Source organism: Bacillus proteolyticus, from assembly GCF_001884065.1.
GTDB classification, from domain to species: Bacteria; Bacillota; Bacilli; order Bacillales; family Bacillaceae_G; genus Bacillus_A; species Bacillus_A proteolyticus.
Genome location: NZ_MACH01000003.1, coordinates 73,845 through 99,771 on the forward strand (window position 1 = coordinate 73,845; position 25,927 = coordinate 99,771).

A 25,927-nucleotide genomic window follows, 5' to 3' on the forward strand; every position below is an offset into this window, starting at 1 on the left:
TCCTTTTTGATTTATACGCCAAGTAATTCTTTTAGTTCGTCTGTTGATAGTTCGGTCATCCAACTATCGCTTGTAATGACGGCGTTGTTTAATGATTGTTTTCTTTCTAACATTTCATCAATTTTCTCTTCAAGCGTTCCTGTTGTAATGAGTTTATGAACGTGAACGAAGCGTTTTTGACCAATACGATATGCACGGTCTGTTGCTTGGTTTTCTACAGCTGGATTCCACCAACGGTCATAGTGAATGACATGGTTGGCAGCAGTTAAGTTCAATCCTGTTCCGCCGGCCTTTAACGATAAGATGAAGATGTCATACGTTCCGTTTTGGAACTGCTCGATCATCTTGTCACGTTCTTTCTTCGGCACACTCCCGTTTAAGAAGAGGACACGCTGACCGAAAGTTTCTTCTAGCACACGTTTTAGCATGTTCCCCATGCCAATGTATTGAGTGAAGATTAGGCAACTTTCATTTTGGTCTTTTATATTTTCGATGAGCTCCATTAACGTTTTTGTTTTCATAGAGCGTTCGATGATATCTTGTGGTTCTTCTTCTTTCAAATAAAGGGCTGGATGATTACAAATTTGTTTTAGCTTGTTCAGCATAAGTAATATAAATCCACGTCTTTCAATTCCGCTTAATCCTTCTACATTTTGTAATGTATCTTGAACAAGTTGTTCATATAAGGAAGCCTGTTCACCAGTTAGTGGACAATAAGCTTTTTGTTCTTGTTTATCTGGCAAGTTTAATGCGACTGTTTGATCTTTTTTCGTACGACGCAGTAAAAATGGCGAGATAAATCGTTGTACTTGCTGGATTTTTCCTTCATCACGGTCCTTTTCAATCGGCGTGACGAAGCGGCGCTGGAATTGTCCTAAGCTTCCGAGATACCCATGATTGATAAAGTCGAAAATAGACCAAAGCTCAGCAAGGCGGTTTTCCATTGGTGTACCGGTTAAAGCAATTTTGTGATTTGCTTGTAGGTTTCTTACTGCTTTCGACTGTTTCGTATGCGGGTTTTTTATATTTTGTGCTTCATCTAAAATAACAGCATCCCAGCATAAGGTACTAAGTTCTTCTTCATCAAGCTGAGCTAATGCATAAGAAGTTAATACAACATCTGCTGATTGAAGGAAGTCTTTAAATGACTCATCCTTAGCTCGGTTACCCCCGTAATGTAACTGAACACGTAAATTTGGTGCGAAACGCTCAAATTCTTTTTGCCAATTTCCAAGGACTGATGTTGGTGCAACAATTAATGCAGGTCCTGTTTGGAGATTATTTTCTTTAGCGTATAGTAAGTAAGTTATCGTTTGAATACTTTTTCCAAGTCCCATATCATCGGCTAATAATGCTCCAAATCCAAGCTTTCGTAAGTATAGCAACCATTCAATACCGTGTTGTTGATATGGACGGAGTGTTGCTTGTAGCGAAGAGGGTACATCTACTTTTGGAATATCTCCAATGTGCAGAAGTTTTTGGAAAAGCTCTTCATAATATCCATCTAGTTCAATTTCAATATCGGTAAACGGACTATCGTCTTCTACAATTTCTGTTTCCGCGGTGTTAGATAAATGTTGCTGCAACACGTCTTTCATTTCTAGTCCATATTTATCTGCACGGTTCATTAGTTTTTTTACTTCTTCAATAAAGGCAGGATCAAGTCTCATCCATTGACCATTTAAATTGAAAAGGCGTTTGTTCTGCTCAACAAGTTCAAAAAATTCGCTTTCTGATAAATCAATTCCGTCCGTTGAAATGCGCCAGTCGAAATTAACGAGCGTATTCATGCCGAAGAAAGATTGTGTTTGTGCTGTACTTTGCTTCAGCTGTACACGTAACTTCGGTTTTGTTGCTTTTAAATTTTGCCACCATGATGGTAGTAAAATTGTAATACCTGCTGCAAGTAACTCGTTACTTGCTTCGGTTAAGAAGTTCCAAGCTTCTGTTTCAAAGAGTTCTTCCCTGAACTTGTCGTCCTCTTTTAGCCACGGTACGAGCCTACTGAATCCTTCTTGTGTTTCAAGAATACGTTCTTCGTAATCGTGCCATCTTTTTGGCAAGGAATCAATATTCTCATATACATATATGCGATGCGCACCACGTTTTGGTGTAACGATTGTTTCGAGCTTCCACATTTCAAATTCTTCTTGTGGTTCTTGAAGTCTTAATCCAACTATAAATGGAAGGTCATCTTCAATGTAACCAATTTTTCGAAGCCAATCTTCTTCATGTAGTGCTGCTTCCAATTGTCTTTTCGTAAAGTCGTAATGTTCATATAGTCTCTTTGCATCTTCCCAGCCATCATTTGAGCGACTATCTTGCAAAATGCTTTCGTTTACCGCTGAAGTGAAAAGAGATGCTAACGTGTCATCTTCAATTGGGGTATTCTGAACTTTCCAAGATGGCTGATGAGACCAACGCTCCATATCGGGTACGAAGCTTCCACTTACGAAAGCGTCCCATAATTCATTTGCATCCTTTGTAAGTGCTGTAATAGGACCGTTCATTTGCATATTTGCAAATGAGTTCATCGGTTTATTTGCGATGTATTCAAATGCTTGCACGTTTGTTAGCATAACACCTTGTTTTCCTTCATACGTTGCTTCTTTTAGAAACGTACCGTAGAAGGAAGTAGAGTGCCATGTGAATGCATTTTGTTTCCAAATTGCTACGGATAAGGGAGCACCGCTATCATCTTCTCCCCAAAGGAACCAACCTTGACTAACGTGCTGGAGCCTAATTGTTACTTCAGTTTGTATGATCATCGATTAATTTTCCTTTCCGTAATTCCTCTTGTAGTGCGCGCAGACGTGAATGTAAATTAGCAATGTGAATAATGAAGGCATCCCATTCATCAGTTCGTTTCAGTCGTTTATAAAGCATACGTAATTTCTTTAAGTAACGAACGGCACGTCTATATGATTTGCGATTGCGTTCTTCAATTGCTGCTGTTGCGGCAAGGTGATAAAGAGGAAGTGCTGCTTCAGGCGCTTCTTTTTCAATATCTTTCAATGGTTCTTTCAAAAGTTCGATTGCTTCAAATCCAAACAAGAGTTGAAGTTCCGACCAAGCGCGGTATTGTTTCTTCGCAAGTACGTATTGTTCATAATTTGTGAAACTATAAGGTAATAGCTCTTGCAAAATCATTTCTAATCCCGCTTGTTCATTCGTGTGTGTTGCATACGTTTCATACATCATTACAAATAACCGAACGATATCTTGTATGAAGACGGTATTCTCTTGTTCGAGTATTGTTTTCTTTACTTGTTTATACGTAAAGGAAAGCCAGTTTTTCCCGCGATCCCATTGCATCGCACTTAATAATTCTTCTAACCAATAAAAATAAAGGCTTACGACAGAAGCAGGTTGTTTTTCGAGCAATTTCATTGCCGATGCATCTTCATTATTTAAAAAGAGCAGATGAGAAGAGGCTAACGCCTTGGAAAGTGGATTCATTTTAGTATCAATCCGTGTTTCTTCTTCTTTTAGCTGTTCTTCTGTTCTTAACAATTCACCCCATATGTGACGATAAATGAAAAATCGTTCTTGTGTATAGGCATCGGTAGAGAAGAATACTTCATGCGTGAGCCTAGCTGTTTCTTGTAAAATCGGTTCGGATTCTGCCGGAATCGCTTCTGTTTTTAGGTCCCGAACGATAGATTCAACTTTATCAACGAATAGGCGAACGACGTTAACTGGTTGGTGATAAGAGTATAGTTTGTTTGCTTCAAATTCTTGAATTTCTTCTAATAATTTTTGAAAGCAATAAAGTGCCGCGTGCAATTTAAATAATTCATGAATCGCAATGACGCGCGGAGCTTTCCGTTCTAATTTTGTATAGAAGTCTGTAAAAAGACTCATAAGAAAATACATTTGTTTATAAGTGAGCCGAGCCTGTTCCTTTTTAAATGATTCAAATTCATTTTCAAAGTATGTGTGCCAACTTTTATAATTCATTTCTTCAAAAGCTGATGATTGCAATACTTGTCTTGCAGTTCGAATAGGAGGAAGGGAAGGTTTCGTATTATTTTTAAATAAAGTTAATACGTCTCCTACCTGCCCAAAACTTGAAGCTGCAGATAGTAACACAGCAAGCATATGCTCACATTGCGTTGGCGCGAAGCAATCGCAATAGCTTTCAGCGACATTACGAATCGGGATGTGAACGCTATATACACTGCCTTCAGCATCTACAGTTCCTGATAGCGTATAGCCATCAAAGTCAACGTTATAGACAACACCACTACGATATAGGTGCCGAGCTGTAGCGACATGCTCCTGATCAGCAACTTGCTGCGGATCAAGTCCTTGAACGAACTCATTCGCAATCATCATAATTTCATCTTTCGTAATTGAGTGTTGCAGCATAATATTCCTCCGTACACAGATTTCTTTCCTTTACCATTATAAACAAAAAATGCTCAAAACAGAAAAAATGAAATTCTAATTACACAATTAGAAAATCATGGTAATATATATGAAGTTAATTTTGTATATTACTATATATTTATAGGGAGAGAGTTAGCTTGTCAGATTTACAGACGAAATTAGGTAGTGGAATGAATAAGTTACAAGAGGGAATAGAACAAGGAAAGCAGAAGTTGCAAATTGCACAAGAAATTGCTCAATTGAAAAAGGGAATGCAAGTGCAAATGCAGATATCGCAGAGGTTGATGAAGTAAATGATGGATTCCATTATGGTTTATTATTACTTGTGATTCCGTTATTCCTTATGTTTAGCGCAGGTAGAAAGTTAGCAGAATTACCGACTACTAATATGTATATTACACTAGCGGTATGCAGTGGCTCTTACACAATTATGATGATTGTAATGAACATAATTTCTAAGTTCCGAATTGATGTATTTGGAAATGTAATGAATTTATTCGAGGCAAGTGGCACGGTGCTATCTATGCAAAATTCATTTATATATTTAACTTTGTTTAGTTTCATTGTGACATATGTAGCGGCGTTCGCTGGAATGAAATTAGCTAAGAAATAGGGGGAGAGCATATTGAAGTTTTGTGGAACTTGTAAAAATCAGCTTGCAGACCATTTGAACTTTTGTCCTGAGTGTGGAAGTAAAGTAGAAGGAATTGCTGATCAAACAGCTTCTTCTCATTCAGAAATGCGTAGAGAAACAAAGCGAGTGAAAAGTAAGAAAAACATGTTTTTACTTATAGGTTTTGTCATTGTTGTTGCTATTTTGTTTGGCACATATAAATTCGGTGCAAGCAAGTTTTCGAAGGAAAAGCAAGTAAATGCAATGATCGAAGCATTCCAAAAGAAAGATGTGAATGCAATCGATGAGTTTTTGAAAGTAGACGATCCAAGCTTAAAAGTGAAGACAGAAGATATTAAAGCTTACATACGTTATTTAAAGGATAATCCTTCGTACAATAAAGCATTACTGTCTTATTTACAAAAAGAAACAGTAAATCAAAAGTTAGCAAGTGATAATGCATCTTTTAAAGATGGGCAAATTATAGAAGACGGGAAAGAGTGGTTCTTATATCCGAAGTATAAGTTCAGCATGAAATCTTATTACATGAGTGTTAGCACAACTACAAAGAATGCTGAAATATATGTAAATGATAAAAAAGAAACAGAGCTTTCTAGTGATAAAACCTCAAAAGAATTAGGTCCATACTTCCCAGGTGCTTATGTTGTCAAGGCGAAGGCGAAGACAGAACTTACTGAATTGGAGACAGAAAAAGAAGTAGATCTAGCAGACGAAAAGAATGGGACAGTAGAAGTGAATTTGTCGCTTGAAGGAAATTATGTAACCATTTCTTCCGATGAAAGCGACGCAACTGTTTTTGTTAATGGTAAGAAACGCGGAAAATTAAGTTACGGTAGCTATAAACTTGGTCCTGTACCGACAGATGAAACGGTAGAAGTACATTTAGAGAAAAACACTGATTTTGGTGTCATTAAATCTGAAAGCATCAAAGTTGGAGACCAAAGTACATATTATTTAAAGTTCCCGAAAGAAGCTTCAAGATCAGCAGTTGGTGACTTTGTACAAAATCATATTTATAATAACGTGCGTGCAATTGCATTAAATGATTTTAGCTTAATTGAAAATGATTATGATAAGAGCGGGAAATCGTATAAGGAAGACCGTGATTACTTGCAATATCTACACAAAAAAGGAATTACAGAAGATTTATTAACAATGGAAATTCGTAATGTAGAGCGTCAAAGTGAAACGAAATATAAAGTAACGACATATGAAGAATATCATATTCGTTATGGTGATGGCTCTGTAAAATTCAAAAGCTTTAATAATGACCATATCGTTACTGTTAATGGAAATGGAAAGATATTGTACCATTCTCTTGGAGCGAATAATACGCTGAAGTCAGAAGAAGTATCTGGTCCGACTCGTTAATATAAGAGAGAGGCTGTTCAATTTTGAACAGTCTCTTTTTTATGTAGCGCCGCTATTTTCAATCTTTGTCGGTAAATCGATATTTCATGTCGAACCGTTGATATATTGTAAGTTATGATAGATATATTCGAAAAAATCATTGATATAATTTTCTCTACTCGTGTTTACTAAGGAAAAATAAAAAGGATATCACTTAGTCGGAAAATTCTACTAGGTGATACCCTTTTTTGCAATTAGGATCGTGTTTGCTTTAATATCGCCTGTACATATGGATCATTTAATATTTGTTCTATGAGCGGTAGCATTCCTTGCTCGAATGGAATATCAATAGGGAATGGCTTTTGAGAGCCTGGTTTTATTCCATATTGCACAATTTTGTAATGTGTATTTTCTTCATGGCTGAGCACAATTAATTTATAGCGATTGTCATTGTTTGCGAGTGAGAAATCAATTGAAGTAGCGTCATATGTCACTTCATCTTTGTATATGTACGGTTTGGGTGTACCAATCCAATCTACTTTTGCTTGTACATTCATGGGCATAGCCTCCTTATATGTATTATATAAAAAATAAAAGCCAGCTCTCAACAAAGAGAACCGGCTTTAGCAGTCATTGGTTATTTTAAAATTTTCACTTTAACAGTTTTGCGTCCCCATTTTTGAGAAGCGCTATCTGATCCAAGTAGAACGTCGATACGGTTACCTTTAATTGCACCGCCAGTATCACCAGCGATAGCTTCTCCATAACCTTCTACCCATACTTTAGATCCTAATGGGATTACTTTCGGGTCAACAGCGATCATTTTCATGTTTGGGTTCGCTGTTAGGTCATGACCCATTGCAGTTAATACACGGCCACCATATGTGCCGCCATTTTCGCTCGGGTGAGCTGTATATGCTGTAGCTTCAACTGTTAACTCACGACCACCAGAAGGTTCGCTAGTTTCAGCAGCTTTCACAGCAGGCTTAGTAGCCGTTTTTACTGGTGCAGGTGCTTGAGCTTGAGCTTGAGCTGGTGCAGGTGCTGCAGCTTTAGCAGGAGCAGGCGTTTCTTGTTTCTCAATAACAGGTGCTGTACCTGTTAAGAAAGGAACATGAACGTAAGCTGTTTTCCCGTTATATTCAAATTGTAACCACTCATTTTGTACTTGGTTCGTTGTTTCGATCATATCATCTTTCTTAAGCGTTCCAAGAATTTCTGAGTTTGTGTTTGCTTCAGCACGTACATTTAATACGTTAGCTGTTACATAGTAAGAGCTTTTTGTAAACTCTGTACTTACGAATGCGTCTTTACCATCTAATTTGATTTGTGACCATCCGTTTTCTGTATTTAGAACTTCTATTTTATTACCGTTTAGTAATTTACCGACAACTTTTGATTCAGTAGTAGGGTTTTCGCGTACGTTTAGTACGTCTGTTGTTACAACAGTTTCTGCGCTAGCAGATGATGTGAAAATCCCAAGACCAAAAACTGCTGCTGTTGCTATACCAATTAATTTTTTCATGATAGCCTCCATTGCGTTTGTTTTCGTGTCCTCATTATAGCAACAGATTTTTTCGGATTTTGGGAAAACACACAATTACAAACCATTCGTAATAAGTCGTTAACACTTTGTAATATAGCTAGAATTAGAAGGAAGCGTTTTTCATTCCATATCATTATTAGGTTTCTAGTTATATTCAAAATATTTAATGCAACATATTTTTTTCGACGCAAATAAAAATATTACAGAGGTGTTACATAATGATTACTATACAGTTACATTCCTTGAGTATTTTACCGTTTTATGGGTAATATAGTTATATAAACATAAACATCTCGTTTGTGAAGTTATAAACATGCGCTATATACTAGCAAAAAAACCGCATAATTGTTACAAGAAGAAAGGGTTGTAAAGAACAAATCTGCCCTTTTTTACATCTGTAACACATCCTTTTTTGGGAAAATCTCTTCCCATCCGCATTTTTCTCACGCAATTTGACAGTAGTATTCCTATCTTATAGCTCTTGCAGAGTGAAAAGGTTATACGGAAGGTAAGGCTGTCCATAAGAATTCTAATTGGTGAAGGCAAAACTAAGAGCGCCGAAAGAAAATCACCGCAAAACTATAGTTTTCTATCCGATTTAACACATCGGAATTTATGTCATTTACAAGAAATGAAACATACGAAGGGGGATTTGATGAGGAAACTGACGAAAACATTTATTGTCTCATTAACATTATGTATTGTATTTACACTTTGGGGGATTATTCCCGAATCTATTATTGGAAAAGGTAGCTTAGGAAATGTAACGACGGCAATTCAAGCTGCGTTAGTTAGTAAGTTTGGTTGGTTCTATATTATTTCCGTTTCTATTTTCTTAGGAATTACTATTTTCTTAATTGTTTCTAAGTACGGTTCGATTCGTTTAGGTAAAGATGATGATGAACCTGATTATAGTTATATGACATGGTTTGCTATGTTATTTAGTGCCGGCATGGGAATCGGTTTGGTTTTCTGGGGCGTTGCAGAACCGTTGAATCATTTATACACACCTCCGTTTGGAGAGGGTGCGACTGAAGAGAGTGCACGTCTTGCACTTCGTTTCTCATTTTTCCATTGGGGATTACATCCGTGGGGATTATATGCACTTGTAGCATTATGTATTGCGTATTTTACATTTAGAAAAGGAAGAGCGAGTACAATTAGTGCGACAGTGGGTCCACTATTTAAAGGCGGTGAACATGGCCGTATTGCACATACGTTTGATGTTCTAGCTGTATTTGCGACAGTATTTGGTGTGGCAACATCATTAGGACTTGGGGCGAAGCAAATTGCAGGTGGTGTTAGTTATTTAACATCCATTCCGAACTCACTACCGACACAGCTAGTAATCATAGGAATCGTAACTGTTCTTTATATGTTATCTGCACAAACGGGACTCGATAAAGGAATTAAATATTTAAGTAATGCGAATATTATTTTAGCGTTTGCACTTATGATAATTGTATTATTTGCAGGTCCAACAAACTTTATTATGAATTATTTCACTTCAACAATCGGATCATACATTCAAGAATTGCCAAGCATGAGTTTCCGTTTAAGTCCATTAAATGAAGGCGGAAATCAGTGGATTCAGTCATGGACAATTTTCTACTGGGCATGGTGGATTGCATGGTCACCATTCGTAGGTACGTTTATTGCTCGTGTATCACGTGGACGTACAATTCGTGAGTTTGTGATCGGTGTGCTACTTGTACCAACAATAATCGGTGCACTTTGGTTCTCTGTTTTTGGAGGAACAGGTATTCACATGGAATTGTTCGACGGAGCGAATATATATGACCAAATTAAAGAGATGGGCACAGAAGTAGGATTGTTTGCTATGTTAGACCAAATGGGTAGCATGGGATCGGCTTTATGTGTGTTAGCTATTTTACTTATTTCAACATTCTTTATTACATCAGCAGATTCTGCTACGTTTGTTCTAGGGATGTTAACGACACATGGTAGTTTAAACCCACCAAATCGTATCAAAATGGTTTGGGGTATTGTTCTAGCAGCGTTAGCTTCGATCTTATTGTATGTTGGTGGATTAGAGGCGCTACAAACTGCGTCGATTATCGCGGCATTCCCATTTGTATTTGTTATTTTCTTTATGATTGCAGCACTATTTAAAGAGTTGCAAAAAGAAGGGCGTATGAAGCAACATAAATAATAGAAGGAAAGGGGCTGATTTTATATCAGCTCCTTTTTAATGCATCTATTAGGAAAAGGGTGATATCAGTAGTTCGAAAAGGAAAATCGATATGTTTCGACAATATTCGATATTGTGTAAATTATGTTCATATTTTTGACAAAAATATGTCGGAAATGTGTTGTCACTTTTATGTATATGTGCTATATTATTTCCTGTAAGCGATTTCAAATAGTTTTAAATCGCATTCAAGGGGGACATCTAGAATAATGAAACGTTACGAAAGAAAGTGGAAGCATATTTGTTTGAAACGTGTGGCACATCGCAATGTCCAAGAAAGCACGGAACCTAAGACTGAAACGCGCAAAGAGCAGCAAGAAAAGCAACTGGTTCTACAAAAATAGCAATCACTTTTTCGTATATAAATGAAGGTCGATCGTTCGTTGGGGGATGGACGTGAAATTACTTTCAGCTAAGGGGTATTGTCTGATATATAGTATTACGGTAAAAAATAAGCACAGAGCTTACGGCGCTCTGTGCTTATTTTTTATTCCGTAAAAGCCCGATTGGTGAGGGCTAATAATCAGTGGGAAATGAATAACTCCCACTGATTAAAGTTTCACTTTATTTTTCCTTTTTAAATCGCACTGTTTTATCCCAGCCAATTACTTGTTTCTTGCTCTTTGCACGTAAGTAAAGAATGAGACTGCGAATAAACAAATACGTAAAGAGCTGTGCGTACGTAAAGTACATAATGACGCTTATGAAAATGTTGGTTGGTGTAAAGGTTCGTTCGACGCTCTGGGCACTAAATAATTGAGAAACATATGTAATATATGCGACATACCATATAAATAGTAATGGAATGCTGTATTGAATTTGGAATATCCCGAGCAGTCCAATTACAAACCAAACGTTTGAAATGATTAAGAATAGCCAAAATACGACATATACTAAAACTTGCTGTAAGGAATGGACGAGTAACTTTCCTTTAAAGAAGCTTAGCGAAGAAAACATTTTTTCTAAAATATATAAGTTTCCTTGAAGCCAACGTGTACGCTGTTTAATAAGAATTTTTAAATGTTCAGGTTCTTGTTCCCATGTAATCGATTCCGGGACGATTGGTAAGAGATAGCCTTTTTGGGTAATTCTCAATGTTAATTCGGCATCCTCTGCAATTGCATAAGGATCATAGCCGCCAAGTTCTTCTAATGCGGAACGACGAAGGAGCATGTTTGTTCCGGTCAGTGAGCCTGTTTGGAATAATAGCCAGCGTCCAGATTGCATAAGGAGCTGGAAAATCTGAAATTCTAATGAAATCATTCGTGTAAGCCAATTTCTCTTTTCATTTACTGTACGAACGTGTCCAACTGCTCCAACGGCATCCTGGATGGTTTCGGCATGTTCTACGAGCATTCGCAGTGCATGTGGTTCAGGTTGATTATCTGCATCGTAAACACAGAAATATTCACCATCTGAAATGCTAAGACCGTAGTTCAATACACGCGATTTTCCTTTCGGTTCGCCAGGTGGTACACGAATGTGATGAATATGAGCATATGCTTTGTCGAAATCATCGCCAATTTCAGGTGTTTCATCTTGAGAGTTATCGTTTAATAAATAAACGTTTAGTTTGCCTGGGTATTCAATCTTTGCCATCGCTTCTAATGTATCTTTAATAACGACGCCCTCATTATGGGCGGGTATTAAAATATCTACACTTGGATAATGTTCTAGCGTACGATCTTTTCGTTTACTATTTCGATGAATTAAGCCCGCGAGTGTTAAGAGAGAGTAGTAAACGAGTAGGCCTGAGAATAGAAAGGCAGTAAAAATAAGTACATATTTAATTGAAAATGTGATGCTAATCCAAAATACGAGTACGCAGAACAGAAGGAATAAAAGGAGTATAACGAGTGTCATCATAATGGTGTTTGTCCTTTTGTGTTGATTTGTTCTCGTTTTATTTTAATATCTTGAATTGCTTCAGCGGCAAGCCATTGCTCCATTTTTGGTTGTAGACGGTTCATTACAATATCAGCACCAGTTTCATTTGTGTTTTGTAATAAAATGACTAATGTGTTGCTGTCATATTCAGCAGCAAGGTCAAAGTTAGTTCTTACTGTATCAACTAATAATGAAGCTACACGATCCATGACACTTTCCTTCGTATATTTACTAAAGGAGGTGAAATCAAAGAAAATAATAATGCCTGTTTCATTGCGGCGATTCATCGCGGTCTTTAATAATGCTTGTCGTCTTTCGAATTCTTGTCTTGTTAATAATTTGGATTCTCCAATGTATTGCTCAAGCACCCGCACTCGCTCAGTTAGCTCTCTATTTTTAAGGATAACCTTTTTTAATAAGTGGGTTGAAATATAAACAAGGAAGAAGTTAGCTGCCATCAGGAAGTGGGTAATGATGTATTCCCATTGATCTGATGTACTCCATAAGTAAAGCCACGCTTCATAAAATAAATAAAATACTGAAATAATCGTTCCCAGTATAAAGAAAATAAATGCTGTTTTATCAGCTAAAAGTAGGAATAGTACATTTATGATGACATATATAATTGTAAAAATGAGCGCGTGCTCATATTTCGTCACATGTACAGTAGTAAAATAAAATAAAATTTGCAAAATCCACATAGAAAGGACTTTATAGGATTTATCTTTCACGAAACTTTCCTCCTTAAAGATGATTCATGCAGGATATTTGTAGTATGCACAATTATTAATAAATGGACCGTGTAGCTGGAATTCTTTTTTTAGAGTGTGACATCAAATAGTATTCCTTTCGTTGCAAGAAAAGATAAACAGACATACTAATTGTTGTAACATATAATCTAAATATTAATCGTTTAGTATATCCGGAAAATATATTTATGGTATACAAAAAAAGTCTCCTCTTTAAAAGAGGAGACTTTTTTGTATATTATAGGAACATCATACCTGCAACTGCTGCGTTTAAGAAGTTCGCTAGTGTACCAGCGATAACTGCTTTAATCCCTAATTGTGCAATTTGTTTACGGCGAGTAGGAGCTAATGTTCCTGTTACACCTAATTGAATTGCGATAGAAGAGAAGTTTGCAAAACCACAGATTGCGAATGTTAAAATCAGATTTGTTTTTGCAGAGAACTCTGCCATGTGAGGTCCTAAGTTTGCGTATGCAACAAATTCGTTGATTGCAAGTTTTTGACCGATAAAGCTTGCTGCTTGTATAGCTTCACCCGGTGAAACCCCGATTAAGATTGCAAATGGTGATAGTAAGTAACCGAAGATTAAATCAAGGCTAAGTTTAATATCGAACCAAGAACCAACCCATCCTAATAAGCCATTTAATAAAGCGATTAATGCGATGAAAGCCATTAACATTGCTGCTACGTTAATAACAAGTTGCATACCTTCAGATGCACCACGTGCAGCTGCGTCGATAACGTTTGCGTCTTCACGTTCTGTAGAAAGTTCAACGTTATTATCTACTTTTTCTGTTTCTGGCATAATTAGTTTTGCAATTAATAAACTTGATGGAGCTGCCATAATTGCTGCTGCTAATAAGTGTTCTAACGGAATTCCCATTGCTGCATAGCCGACAAGAACTGATCCGGCAACAGCTGTCATACCACTTACCATAATAGTGAAGAATTCACTGTTAGTTAAACGTGCTAAGTATGGTTTAATTAAAATTGGTGCCTCAGTTTGTCCTAAAAATACAGTTGTTACTGAGTTTAAACTTTCTGCTTTCGAAGTTCCAAGAAGTTTACTTAATGCGCCACCAACAATACTAACAAATTTCTGCATAATACCGAAATGATATAAGATTGCAACTAATGAACTAATAAATACAATTGGAAGTAGTGCTTGAATCACGAAGATAAATCCCCAAGGTCCTTTTGCGTTGACCAAATCCCCAGCAACGAACCTAATTCCCTCGTAAGAGAAATTAATTAATCCTTGAACACCGTCAGCAGCGTGTTTTAAAACTGCTTTTCCAGCATCCCATCGTAATACGATAAATGAAAATGACATTTGTAATGCTAGCGCGATTAAAATTGTGCGCCAATTAATAGCTTTGCGGTTGGAAGATAATAAGAAAGCAATTGCTAATACTCCAATCACGCCGCCAATTCCCCATAAAACATTCATGCAGTGTATGCTCCTTCCTCATAGTAAAAAAGTGTATAAACCAGTTGTCTATACTTTTGCGAATATAACATCTTAAGTAACTTATCATAATGGACATCGGAGGTCAAACGTCTAACGAAAAGTTTAAATAAAAAGAAAATTCTTTGAAAAAACACATATAAAATGAATCGACATGAAATAGGTTATGTTTTTTTGTAGAAATATATGCATTGTGATACGTTTCGGAAAAATTTTATAGAATATAGTGTATGAAATAGGAGAATGAACGCATAATTTTTGCGTAGAGAGAATGAAAGGGGATTACTATATTGAGCCCTTTAAAAAAGAGCCTTCTAGTAAACTAGAAGGCTCTGAAACTATCACTTAAGGTGCTTTTGTATACCCTAAGAAATGGCTTTTCCAATAAGAGTTGTTTAATGAAACGATTGCTACACCTTTATCTCCAGATTGGATAAACGATCCGCCGCCAAGGTAGATACCCATGTGAGAAGGACCTGCTTTATAAGTGTCTTTGAAATAAATTAAGTCACCTGGTTGTGGACTTGAAGTTTGTGGTAAGCTGCTCCAATATCCTGCAACACTTTGGCGGCTAATGTTATGACCAAATTTTTTAAATACGTGATAGATGTAACCACTGCAGTCAACACCATTAGCAGAAGTACCGCCCCAAACGTATGGTACACCTTGCATAGATTTCGCGTATGCAAGTAGAGAAGAAGTGTCACCGCTATTATTGTTTGTATTATTGTTGTTATTGTTTTGATTGTTATTTTGGTTGTCGTTAGGCTTATTATCTACTGCGCCCCCAACTGGTGTTTTAGATAGGAAACGTGTTCCGATGTAACCAGTTTGACCATTGTAGTTAATTTTGCTCCATCCAGAGTTTTCAGAGATTACTTGAACCTTCTGTCCTTGTGGAAGTGCGCCTATGATTCTATAATTTGTACCTTCGCCGCTACGTACGTTTAGTGCAGAAGCATTAATGTAGTAGTCGCCAATTGCACCTTGGTTAGGTTGCTCAGGTTGTTCAGGAGTAGTAGTGCCACCTTTAACGAATTTTACGAATTCGCTGCTAACGTAGCCTGTTTTTCCCTGATAATTAACTTTAAACCAGCTACCTTCAGATCCAACTACGTTTAATTTCGTACCATTTAATACGCCACCAATTACGCTATGGTAAGTAGCAGGGCCTGTACGAACACGTAGTGATGTTGCGTTAACAACGTAAGTGCCACCAGTTTGAACAGTTACATTATTGTTTTGTTCCTGGTTGCTACCTTGCGTGGCGTTTTCGTTAGAACCGCCTTTTGTTACGTAGTCTTTGCTTAAGTAAGCTGTTTGTCCTGCATAATTGATTTTGAACCAATCTTGAACTTCACCAACGACTTGTACGACTTGTCCTTTTTTCACAGAACCTATAGTTGTATGAGAAGTGCTAGGACCTGTACGAACGCGAAGGGAAGATACGTTTACTGTATAGTTTCCGCTTGCTGGTTTTACAGTATTATTCGTATTGTTGTTTGAAGAACCTGCATTAGAAGAAACACCAGATACGAATTCGCCACTTACATAGCCAACTTGTCCATTATGGTTGATTTTCACCCAACCATTTTCTTGACCAATTACGTTTAATGTTTGTCCTTCATATACACGTCCTGAAACAGAACTAGAAGTGTTAGGAGCGGTACGTACACGTAATATATCAGCAGTAACTTTATTGTTTCCACCTGTACTTACATTGTTATTTGTTTTTTCTCCATTTTTTGATACAAATTCACCACTCACATAACCTGTTTTCCCATTATGGTTAATTTTGAACCAACCATTTTCTTCTCCAATTACGTTTAATGTTTGACCATTATAAACGCGAGAGATGATGTCGTGAGAAGTACTTGATCCTGCACGAACATGTAGCACGCTAGCATTCACCGTATAAGATGAACTGTTTGATGCGGAAGCTTGGACAGTTTGTGTAGCAGCTTTTTGTGTGTTTTGTTCAGGGGCAGCTTGAACGCTATCAAGTGTAGGTGCTGCTCCTCCTGCTACAGACACTGCCGCAAGACCGGCAAGGTATTTTTTCATAATTTGTCGATTCCTTTCTGTCTGTAATGTAGTTAAGAAATATTTACCAACTGTTAAAAATTCTAAAGAGCATGTCGATTACTGTCAAGACTTATGCGGGAATCTGAATATGACAAAAAGATTACAAGAAAAAATCAAGGTATAAATCTACACCTTGATTTCCATTTGAATACATATATTTGATGTAGAAAATGAGAAGATTATTCGTATTTAGTAAGATGTGCTGTTAGATTTTAAAAGGCTTTGAGAAAATGAACTTTGTAGTAATTTTGTAATAGGCCCAACTTGCCCATCTTGAATCGCAGTTCCATCGAGATGGGTCATCGGTAAAATTTCAATAGTCGTTCCCGTAAAGAAGCATTCATCTGCTTGATAAACATCGCGAATGCTGAACAGTTCTTCTTGTACAGGAATGCGAAGGGTTTTCGCTAAGGAAAGGACATATTGACGAATAATGCCATTTAAAATAAGGTGATTGGCTGGATGTGTGTAAAGAGTTCCATTTTTTATGAGAAAGAAATTAGAACAGCTCCCCTCAGTTACAGTACCGTTTCGTACGAAAAGTGCTTCTTTACAACCTTTGCGTTCAGCTTTCGTAGCAGCTAATACATTGGGTAATAAATTTAAAGATTTGATATCACAGCGTAGCCAGCGCGTATCTGGTTCTGATATAGCACGTACACCATATTCAATCCACAAAGCTGGTCTTTCCTTCTTTGTAATATAGGCATAGATTGTCGGAGGGACGTCATATGAGAATGTATGGGTACGGGCTTGTACACCACGAGATACTTGCAAATAAATAGTACCATCTTCGTGGAAATTATTACTTTCAATTAGTTTGTAAAGTAGGATAATAAGCTCTGCTTTTGAGAAAGGAAGTGATAATTCTATTTCTTCCATGGAGCGATATAACCTTGTGATATGCGGATCTAATAAGTGAAAGTTCCCTTTATATAGGCGAATAACTTCATAGACACCATCTCCAAACTGCAAGCCTCTTTCTTCAAGTTCTATGTACGCGCTATGTTTTGTTGTATCAATAACTGCATCATTCCATAGTACAAATTTTTCGTATGCCAATTTTCGTCCCATCCTTTCGTTAGTACATGAATAAAAAGCACTCTAGTTATTTTTATGTGAGCAATTCTCTTCATATGACGTATATGTATTTATAAATTATAGAGAAGTAGTGGTGATTTACCCCGCGTTAACGGGCAGTAAAACTCCCACCTCAAAATTCGGCTGGAGCAAAGAAGTTAAGTGGGAGATGAACACCCCCCCACTGATTAAAGTTTCACTTTATAGCATTTTGTATATACAAATTCGAAAATAGTAAATGAGAATCCTGCTTTTTGAAATAAAAAAAGCAACATTCGTATTGAATGCTGCACAAGGAGGGTAGCTATCTTTCGTAGGGACATTGTCTTATTAAAAGTTTTAGTAAGACAATCATAAGAAAGTTGAAAACAAATGGTGCACATATTCCTCTAAGGGATCTTATTACAGATGAGAGATAAGAAATATGTGAAACCTCGTTTGCATATTTTATTATAAAGATACTTCATTAATGTAGTGTAAATATTCGGTGAAGGTTATGTAATTTTAAAGTTATTGAATAGGAGAGGAAGGATAGCAGAAAATAAAAAAAGAGGCTGAGATTACTCAGCGCTCTTCTTTTCTTCTTTAATAGCTGTTTTTACTTCACCAGTTTTAATCTTGTTACTTTCAGAGAAGCGAAGTAAGTCACCTTCAATGAGTTTGTCTGACATGTTCAATTCATTTTGGGCACGATCAATTAGTGGTTGAGATTCTTCTTTCGGTAATTGTACAACTTCACCAGTGTTACGGTCGTAGAATGTACTGTTCGTGTACATGTACTTATCCGTAATGAAACTACCGTCACGAAGAACAACGAATCCTTTATTGTCTGGTGAGAATACGTCGTGACCGAATTGAATTTGATCCGTAGAATCTACACCAAGTAAGTTTAGAATAGTTGGTTTAATGTCAATTTCACCAGTTGGTTTTGAAATTGTTTTACCTTCTTTTTGACCTGGAACGTGAATAAACATCGGTGTTTTTTGTAAGTTCATATGGTCAAATGCAGTAATTTCTTCTTTTCCTAAGAACTGTGCCATTGCACGGTTATGGTTTTCAGAAATACCATAATGGTCACCGTAGAATACGATCACAGAGTTGTCGTAGATGCCTTCAGCTTTTAGACGCTCAATAAAGTGTTTCATTGCTTCGTCTAAATAACGAGCAGTTACCATGTAACGGTCAAATACGCCATCACCTGAATTGTATTCGTCGATTAATTTCGTACTGTCATCATAAGTGAATGGGTAATGGTTTGTTAAAGTAAGGAAGCGAGTATAGAATGGTTGCTTCACTTCTTTTAACATATCGATAGACTGATCAAAGTATTCGATATCTTTTAATCCCCAGTTTAATTTTGTTTCTGGCGTAATCTTGTAGTCAAGCTCGTTGTAGTAACGATCATAACCAAGTGCCGGATACATAATGTTACGGTTCCAGAATGTTGCGTTGTTTGCGTGGAATACCGATGTGTGGTACCCTTGCTGACGTAAAATTTCTGGAGTTGCTGTATATTCGTTGTTACCGTGTGTGAAGAATACAGCGCCACGGTCTAGCGGATATAACGAAGTATCTACTAAGAACTCAGCATCAGATGTTTTCCCTTGACCAGTTTGATGGAAGAAGTTATCGAAGTAATAACTTTCTTTCGCAAATTGGTTTAAGAATGGTGTAACTTCTTGTCCGTTAACTGTTGCACCAATTAAGAATGTTTGTAATGACTCAAGAGAGACAACAATTACGTTTTTCCCTTTTGCAGTACCGAACATATTTGGATCTGGTTTACTTTGTGTTGTTTTTACATAGTTTTCTGTTTCTTGTAACTTACTACCGTCGGCAAATGCTTTTTGCGAACTTGATTTTGCTTGTAAGCCAAGATCGTATGCTTGGTGTACATATAATCCTAAGTTTTTAACAAGCATAACGCGGTCGAATGAACGTGTTAATAGTTCTGGACGCTCAGCTTCTGCAAATCCTAGGTTTACGAAGAAAATAGCAATTGTTGACACGAAGTATAGGGAACGCATCGGACGTGCTACACGCTCTGTCGGTGCAAAATTTTTCTTCTTCTTCAATAGAACGAAGAATACGATAATATCCGCAAATGCAAGGATGATTTTGTAGTTAAATAATTCTTTCACACTAGAACCTAAACTTCCGAAATTAGACGTTTGTCCTAGTACTGGTAAAGTAACGAAGTCATTGTAGAATCCGTAGAACATTACGTTACCAACGAGAATGAACGTTAAGATAAAGTTAATTCCTAGTGCTATATAGTTACGTTTTTTACCTTTTGCAAATAACGCAAGTCCCACAAACAGTAATGATGCTGCTAATGGACTAATGAATAAAATGAATTCTTGCATGAAAGATTCAAGTTTTAAATCAAAGCTAGTGCGTGTAATGATGTAGGTTTTTAGCCATACGGCCAAAGCTACGAATAAAGTGAAACGCACATTTTGAAATTGTGATTTCAAGGTTTCTTTCATTCATTTCCACCCTTTCTCTATCAGGCTTGGTCGATTTTGGAGCGAAAAATGTTAAAATAAAAAATACATAGTTTCTTTTGCCATAATTAGAGCTTCTATATTCACCCATATACGACTTTAACTATGCATACCCTTTTCTGGTTTCTTTTGCTGCTCATAAGCATAACGTCATTTCTGTATTATACAACAAAATTCATTTCTGAGAAACACTATAACATTTTACATTTTTTGTATGTGATTTGTCACTACCAGAGAAAACTTTAACATTCGTTTATATACCCGTCAACTAGAAAATATAACAAAAATAGAAAAGAATGTTAAGTGAAATTGAAAGTTTTTTGGTTGAGAAATATGGAATAGAAACTTTAAAATCGGTGTCTAGAAAACTATTATATGAAGGAAAATGCAGAAAAATCAACGAACACTTGTTCTTCTTGGTTTTGTTTGTTACAATGAAATTTCATTGATAGATTATGTGTAATTTTGATGAACTTTTACTGATAACATATTGTAGCTTATTTTTTTTGAAAAATAGGGAGGCTTTTAAATGAAACAAAAATTTTCAGTTGAAGCGTTTTGGAAAAAAATAAAACATGTTGCGAAGCAGGCAGGGCAGTCGGTAATTTATGCGAGTTTATTGTTGTTTTACGTTTTGCAAAGACCTGATGTTCCAAAACGAGTGAAAATTATTGTAATTGGAGCACTTGCTTATTTCATTGCACCGATTGATGCCATTCCAGATTTCATTGCTGGAGTTGGTTATACGGATGATTTAGGGGCGTTAACGGCTGCATTATTACAAGCGTCGTTATACGTTAATGAAGATGTGAAAGATAAGGCACGAGTGAAGTTGGCAGAATGGTTTGGTTCGGATATAGACACATCATTTATCGATCAGAAATTAGATCAATAGGTGAGAACTGTCATAGAGTGACAGGGCGAACGTAAGCGAGGAAGTGCATTATGCCATCAGGAAGAACGCATACGAAAATAAACTTAATATCCCTTCCGGTTGTTTTGTTTATGCTCTTTTCGTATGGATTAACAAATTTTGATTTTTTATTAACTTTTGCAATCGGATTTTTAGTAGGTACTTCATTTTTAACACCTGATTTAGATACGTATAGTAATGCGTATAATAAATGGGGGTTACTCCGTATTTTTTGGTATCCATATAGGAGCGTAATGCCCCATCGTTCCTTCTTCACACATACGATTATAATTGGTGATATTATTCGTATCGCATACATGTTAATCGTATTTTCTCCGTTTTTATTCCTATTAAATGTAATCGCACTCGATGGGAATTTAATAGAAATTGCGAAGAAATATGAGGTTGAAATTGTAACGTTCGTAATGGGCATTGTAGTGGCGAGTACGCTCCACATTATAGCGGATAAAGTGAACACACGCCGAAAGAAAATGATGAGAAAAAAGAAGAAACGCAGAAGATAAAGAAACCGTCCCAAAAGGTATTTTGGGACGGTTTTTTCTTATTAATAGGTAAGGTTATGCTTGTCGCATTTTGTAGTTAAGTCGATATTCCTTGTCGAATCGCTAATAAAATTTCATTTATCATCATGCGACAGTTTCTTTTTAATCAAACGTTTGTTTAAAGTTAAGCTTTCAGTACTTTAACACCTTTTACGATATTCCAAATGAAGTAGTATAAGCTAATGATTCCGCAAATACATAGAACAATCATTGCTCCGATTCCAAGAGTTACATCTGGCTGATCAGATCCGATGCCCATAATTCCTAAAATAACTAATCCAATAAATGAAGCGATGCTTGGAATGATATGTGTCCATAGAGCACGTTTTGCATGTGGTTTTGTTTCCGAATCGCCTACAATCCACACGATAATAGGGAATAAGATAGGCGCGAATAGTACACTAAAGTATGATAAAGCTGCTAATATTTTGTTTCCGTTCATATATATCACCTCATAAGTAATGTCCGTTGTTTATACCTTTAGTATGCAGTAAATTTGGCGAGCTTCCTATCGATTAACATTACAAGAACGTGACTCTTTTGTAAGATTTCTGTTTTAAATGATAAAATTTTCAAAAAAATCTTTTTAAATGAAAATTGTTGTGATAAAATTAATGAAAACGTTTTCTTAAACGTTTTTTATTTTAGACTTAAAGGTATGATGACCTGATAGTCTATTGATGGGGTTATGTTTATTTAAAAGGGGATTATTGAGGGGGAGAGAACAATGAACACATGGACACAAGTTTATGATCCGTTCGGGAATATTTGGGTTTCTGCAGCGGTCGCACTTATTCCGATTATCTTTTTTTTCTTAGCTTTAGCAGTTTTCCGCATGAAGGGGTATGTGGCAGGATTTATTACAGTTGTACTTACAATTTTAGTGGCTTTATTCGCTTATAAAATGCCATTCACAATGGCAATGGCAGCGACCGGATACGGTTTCTTATACGGATTATGGCCAATTGCGTGGATTATTATTATGTCAGTATTTTTATATAAAATTTCCGTGAAAACAGGTCAATTTGATGTTATTCGTGCATCTGTATTATCAATTACGAATGACCATCGTTTACTTGTTATTTTGATCGGTTTTTCATTTGGAGCATTTTTAGAAGGAGCAGCAGGATTTGGTGCACCAGTAGCGATTACGGCAGCGCTTCTTGCAGGTCTTGGCTTAAATCCTTTATATGCGGCTGGTCTTTGTTTGATCGCAAATACTGCACCAGTAGCATTCGGAGCGATGGGAATTCCGATTACAGTAGCTGGACAAGTAACTGGTATTGATCCGCATAAAATCGGACAAATGGCTGGACATCAATTACCGTTCTTATCATTATTTGTTCCGTTCTTTATCGTATTTTTAATGGATGGATTTAAAGGGATAAGACAAACATGGCCTGCTCTATTTGTAGCGGGTAGTTCATTTGCAATTACGCAGTTTATTACAGCGACATTCTTAGGGCCAGAACTTCCGGATATTACATCGGCACTTGTAAGTTTAGTAAGTTTATCGCTCTTCTTAAAAGTTTGGCAGCCGAAAGAAATCTATCAGTCTAAACAAGCAAATAGTGAAGTAGCAGCAACGGCTGCGACATCTATGCCGAAACTAACAGTAGGAAAAGTAGTAAAAGCATGGTCTCCGTTCATTATTTTAACGGTGATGGTTGTGATTTGGAGCCAAAGTTTCTTTAAGGCGTTATTCGCTCCAGGAGGGGCTTTAGAAAGCCTTGTAGTTAAGTTTGAAATTCCAGGATTGCACAATTTAGTAATGAAAGCAGAGCCGATAGTAAATAAGCCAACGCCTTATGAAGCAGTCCTGAAATTAGATATTTTATCAGCAACTGGAACAGCGATTTTAATTGCATGTATCATTTCTATCTTTATTTTAAAAATGAGTGCAAAAGATGCAGTAGCAACATTTAAAGAAACGTTAAACGAACTAAAAATGCCAATTCTATCTATCGGATTCGTATTAGGATTCGCATTTATCGCAAACTATTCGGGTTTATCTTCTACATTAGCGTTAGCACTAGCAGGAACTGGCGGGTTATTCCCGTTCTTCTCACCATTCCTAGGCTGGATCGGCGTATTCTTAACAGGATCAGATACGTCAGCGAACGCACTGTTCTCGAATTTACAAGCAATTACAGCACAGCAAATTGGCGTGCCTGAAGTGCTTCTCGTTGCAGCAAATACAACGGGCGGTGTAACAGGTAAAATGATTTCTCCGCAATCGATTGCAATCGCTTGTGCGGCAGTTGGTCTTGCTGGGAAAGAATCAGATCTGTTCCGCTTTACAGTGAAGCATAGTTTATTCTTCGTAATTATTGTTGGGATTATGACTTATGTACAGGCTTATTACTTAACTTGGATGATTCCTTAAACAGCAAAAGAAATAGACTTTGCATTTTTCAGATTATCGTGTATGATGGGAAAGTATTGAAAATTAAATCAGTGATAAACTAGGGGTGCCTAACGTATGCGTAGGCTGAGAGAGAAGCGCGTGAACTTCTTAACCCTTTGGACCTGATCTGGCTCGTACCAGCGTAGGGAAGTTAACGGCTTTACATAATGATGCCTTTTATGAGCCAGGTCCTTATTTTTTTATGGACCTGGCTCTTTTTATTTTGGCATGCGCTGGCCATATCTCGTCCTTGTCACGAACAGGGGGGCAACAAAGGTTATGAAACAATCTGTTTCAGCTGAGCAAATTGAATTGAAATCGAGTTTACCAGGAAGTAAGAAAGTATATGTGGATGGACCACGTGAAGGTATGAAAGTGCCGATGCGTGAGATTGAACAAAGCGATACAAATGGTGTTCCAAACAAGCCGATTCGTGTGTATGATACGAGTGGCCCTTACACAGATCCTGCGTATAAAGTGGAGCTGGAAAAGGGGATTCCAACGCCGCGCCATTCTTGGATCATGGAGCGCGAGGATGTAGAGGCATACGAAGGGCGCGAAGTAAAACCAGAGGATGACGGTGTCAAGGTGGCTTCAAAACATACACCTGTTTTCCCGCAAATGGATCGCAAGCCGCTTAGGGCGAAGCAAGGTGCAAATGTTTCGCAAATGCATTATGCGCGTAATGGTATTATTACGTCTGAGATGGAATATGTTGCGATTCGTGAAGGGGTAGAGCCTGAATTTGTTCGTAAGGAAATTGCGGAAGGTCGCGCGATTTTACCAGCGAATATTAACCATCCGGAAGCAGAACCGATGATTATCGGACGTAATTTCCATGTGAAGGTAAATGCGAATATTGGAAACTCTGCCGTATCTTCTTCTATTGCAGAAGAAGTAGAGAAGATGACGTGGGCAACACGCTGGGGTGCAGATACGATTATGGATTTATCTACAGGTAAAAATATTCATACGACGCGTGAGTGGATTATTCGTAATGCTCCGGTACCAGTTGGAACAGTGCCGATTTATCAAGCGCTTGAAAAGGTAAATGGAATAGCAGAGGATTTAACGTGGGAAGTGTATCGTGACACGTTAATTGAGCAAGCGGAGCAAGGCGTGGATTACTTTACGATTCACGCTGGTGTATTACTTCGTTACATTCCAATTACTGCAAAGCGTACGACAGGTATCGTTTCTCGTGGTGGTTCGATTATGGCACAATGGTGTTTATTCCATCATAAAGAAAACTTCCTATATACTCATTTTGAAGAGATTTGTGAAATTATGAAGCAGTACGATGTTTCGTTCTCTCTTGGAGATGGATTACGTCCAGGGTCGATTGCAGATGCAAATGATGAAGCGCAGTTCTCTGAGCTTGAGACACTTGGTGAATTAACGAAAATTGCTTGGAAACATGATGTGCAAGTTATGATTGAAGGACCTGGGCATGTACCGATGCATTTAATTAAAGAAAATATGGAGAAAGAACTTGATATTTGTCAGGGTGCGCCGTTCTACACACTTGGGCCGTTAACGACAGATATTGCACCAGGTTATGACCATATTACATCAGCGATTGGTGCTGCGATGATTGGCTGGTTTGGAACGGCGATGCTTTGTTATGTAACACCGAAAGAACATTTAGGTTTACCGAATAAAGATGATGTTCGCGAAGGTGTTATTACGTACAAAATCGCTGCACATGCAGCTGATCTTGCGAAAGGGCATAAAACGGCTCATCAGCGTGATGATGCACTTTCGAAAGCACGATTTGAATTCCGCTGGCGCGATCAATTTAATTTATCTTTAGATCCTGAGCGCGCGATGGAGTATCACGATGAAACGTTGCCAGCAGAAGGAGCGAAAACAGCTCATTTCTGTTCGATGTGTGGACCGAAGTTTTGTAGTATGAGAATTTCGCATGATATTCGTGAATATGCGAAAGAAAATGATTTAGAAACGACAGAAGCAATTGAAAAAGGTATGAAAGAGAAAGCGAAAGAATTTAAAGACACTGGTAGTCATTTATACCAATAACACGTTACACCTCTTTACTTGATTGATCACATTGTAGTACCTAACTTAATTATAGAAGAAGCCTCCTTTGCTAAGACGGTAGCAAAGGGGGCTT

The 25,927-nt window shown here is 37.2% G+C and carries 18 protein-coding genes, 2 pseudogenes and 1 riboswitch; of the genes and pseudogenes, 9 read left to right on the forward strand and 11 right to left on the reverse strand.

The genetic code is table 11. The features are described 5' to 3' along the window. Positions 1-11: 11 nt before the first annotated feature. The gene (locus tag BAQ49_RS01370; RefSeq protein WP_071743902.1) at positions 12-2,768 is read right to left on the reverse strand and encodes a DEAD/DEAH box helicase; all 2,757 of its coding nucleotides are present in this window, start codon (positions 2,766-2,768) and stop codon (positions 12-14) included. After that, positions 2,752-4,371, reverse strand: a complete 1,620-nt coding sequence (locus tag BAQ49_RS01375) for an SWIM zinc finger family protein (protein ID WP_071743903.1) — start codon at positions 4,369-4,371, stop codon at positions 2,752-2,754. The genes BAQ49_RS01370 and BAQ49_RS01375 overlap by 17 nt, the downstream gene beginning before the upstream one ends. A 158-nt stretch (positions 4,372-4,529) precedes the next feature. Here BAQ49_RS01375 and BAQ49_RS32695 point away from each other — a divergent pair. From BAQ49_RS32695 to BAQ49_RS01385, 3 genes and pseudogenes are all read left to right on the forward strand, one after another. Further along, positions 4,530-4,661: pseudogene (locus BAQ49_RS32695) on the forward strand (zinc ribbon domain-containing protein); the annotation flags it as partial. Continuing rightward, a pseudogene (locus BAQ49_RS01380) lies at positions 4,619-5,005 on the forward strand (zinc ribbon domain-containing protein); the annotation flags it as partial. The pseudogenes BAQ49_RS32695 and BAQ49_RS01380, both read left to right, overlap by 43 nt. Before the next feature lie 12 nt (positions 5,006-5,017). Further along, entirely contained in the window at positions 5,018-6,397 is a 1,380-nt protein-coding gene (locus BAQ49_RS01385) for a zinc ribbon domain-containing protein (RefSeq protein ID WP_071743904.1), read from the forward strand. A 233-nt stretch (positions 6,398-6,630) separates the two neighbouring features. On the opposite strand, the gene BAQ49_RS01390 is transcribed toward BAQ49_RS01385, so the two are convergent. Both BAQ49_RS01390 and BAQ49_RS01395 read right to left on the reverse strand, forming a co-directional pair. Next, positions 6,631-6,933 (reverse strand): DUF3910 family protein, encoded by a 303-nt coding sequence (locus BAQ49_RS01390; protein WP_071743905.1) that lies wholly within the window; start codon positions 6,931-6,933, stop codon positions 6,631-6,633. 80 nt (positions 6,934-7,013) lie between these two features. Further along, positions 7,014-7,901, reverse strand: a complete 888-nt coding sequence (locus BAQ49_RS01395) for a cell wall-binding protein EntA (RefSeq protein ID WP_071743906.1) — start codon at positions 7,899-7,901, stop codon at positions 7,014-7,016. A gap of 676 nt (positions 7,902-8,577) precedes the next feature. Between BAQ49_RS01395 and opuD the strand changes: the two genes are divergently transcribed. Both opuD and BAQ49_RS33835 read left to right on the forward strand, forming a co-directional pair. Further along, complete coding sequence (gene opuD / locus BAQ49_RS01405) at positions 8,578-10,095, forward strand: glycine betaine transporter OpuD (protein ID WP_071743908.1); 1,518 nt, start codon at positions 8,578-8,580, stop codon at positions 10,093-10,095. A 248-nt stretch (positions 10,096-10,343) separates the two neighbouring features. Further along, positions 10,344-10,478, forward strand: a complete 135-nt coding sequence (locus BAQ49_RS33835) for a hypothetical protein (protein ID WP_000833065.1) — start codon at positions 10,344-10,346, stop codon at positions 10,476-10,478. A gap of 220 nt (positions 10,479-10,698) precedes the next feature. Here BAQ49_RS33835 and BAQ49_RS01415 read toward each other — a convergent pair whose 3' ends face one another. From BAQ49_RS01415 to BAQ49_RS01440, 6 genes are all read right to left on the reverse strand, one after another. After that, positions 10,699-12,000, reverse strand: a complete 1,302-nt coding sequence (locus BAQ49_RS01415) for a glycosyltransferase family 2 protein (RefSeq protein WP_071743909.1) — start codon at positions 11,998-12,000, stop codon at positions 10,699-10,701. Then, on the reverse strand, positions 11,997-12,752 hold the full coding sequence (locus BAQ49_RS01420; RefSeq protein WP_071743910.1) for a diguanylate cyclase domain-containing protein: 756 nt from the start codon (positions 12,750-12,752) through the stop codon (positions 11,997-11,999). Before BAQ49_RS01420 ends, BAQ49_RS01415 begins: the two co-directional genes overlap by 4 nt. Before the next feature lie 256 nt (positions 12,753-13,008). After that, positions 13,009-14,220 carry a NupC/NupG family nucleoside CNT transporter gene (locus BAQ49_RS01425; protein WP_001101995.1) on the reverse strand — a complete coding sequence of 404 codons (1,212 nt, stop codon included), beginning with the start codon at positions 14,218-14,220 and terminating at the stop codon, positions 13,009-13,011. Positions 14,221-14,583: 363 nt separating this feature from the next. Next, a complete protein-coding gene (locus BAQ49_RS01430) occupies positions 14,584-16,302 on the reverse strand; it encodes a C40 family peptidase (RefSeq protein ID WP_071743911.1) in 1,719 nt (572 codons plus the stop codon). 210 nt (positions 16,303-16,512) lie between these two features. After that, positions 16,513-17,397 (reverse strand): D-amino-acid transaminase, encoded by an 885-nt coding sequence (locus tag BAQ49_RS01435; RefSeq protein ID WP_071743912.1) that lies wholly within the window; start codon positions 17,395-17,397, stop codon positions 16,513-16,515. Between the two features lie 566 nt (positions 17,398-17,963). Beyond that, the gene (locus BAQ49_RS01440) at positions 17,964-19,892 is read right to left on the reverse strand and encodes an LTA synthase family protein (RefSeq protein ID WP_071743913.1); all 1,929 of its coding nucleotides are present in this window, start codon (positions 19,890-19,892) and stop codon (positions 17,964-17,966) included. A gap of 547 nt (positions 19,893-20,439) precedes the next feature. On the opposite strand from BAQ49_RS01440, the gene BAQ49_RS01445 reads away from it, so the two are divergent. Next, positions 20,440-20,805 carry a YkvA family protein gene (locus tag BAQ49_RS01445; protein ID WP_000810366.1) on the forward strand — a complete coding sequence of 122 codons (366 nt, stop codon included), beginning with the start codon at positions 20,440-20,442 and terminating at the stop codon, positions 20,803-20,805. 50 nt (positions 20,806-20,855) lie between these two features. Continuing rightward, positions 20,856-21,347, forward strand: a complete 492-nt coding sequence (locus BAQ49_RS01450; protein WP_071743914.1) for a metal-binding protein — start codon at positions 20,856-20,858, stop codon at positions 21,345-21,347. A 163-nt stretch (positions 21,348-21,510) separates the two neighbouring features. Here BAQ49_RS01450 and BAQ49_RS01455 read toward each other — a convergent pair whose 3' ends face one another. Further along, complete coding sequence (locus BAQ49_RS01455) at positions 21,511-21,828, reverse strand: magnetosome magnetite crystal formation protein family (protein WP_071743915.1); 318 nt, start codon at positions 21,826-21,828, stop codon at positions 21,511-21,513. A gap of 285 nt (positions 21,829-22,113) precedes the next feature. Here BAQ49_RS01455 and lldP point away from each other — a divergent pair, with 285 nt between their 5' ends. Beyond that, positions 22,114-23,772, forward strand: coding sequence for an L-lactate permease (gene lldP / locus BAQ49_RS01460; RefSeq protein ID WP_071743916.1), 1,659 nt, complete (start codon positions 22,114-22,116; stop codon positions 23,770-23,772). 71 nt (positions 23,773-23,843) lie between these two features. Next, positions 23,844-23,959, forward strand: a riboswitch (TPP riboswitch). Positions 23,960-24,072: 113 nt separating this feature from the next. After that, positions 24,073-25,833, forward strand: coding sequence for a phosphomethylpyrimidine synthase ThiC (gene thiC / locus BAQ49_RS01465; RefSeq protein ID WP_071743917.1), 1,761 nt, complete (start codon positions 24,073-24,075; stop codon positions 25,831-25,833). Positions 25,834-25,927 lie beyond the last annotated feature (94 nt).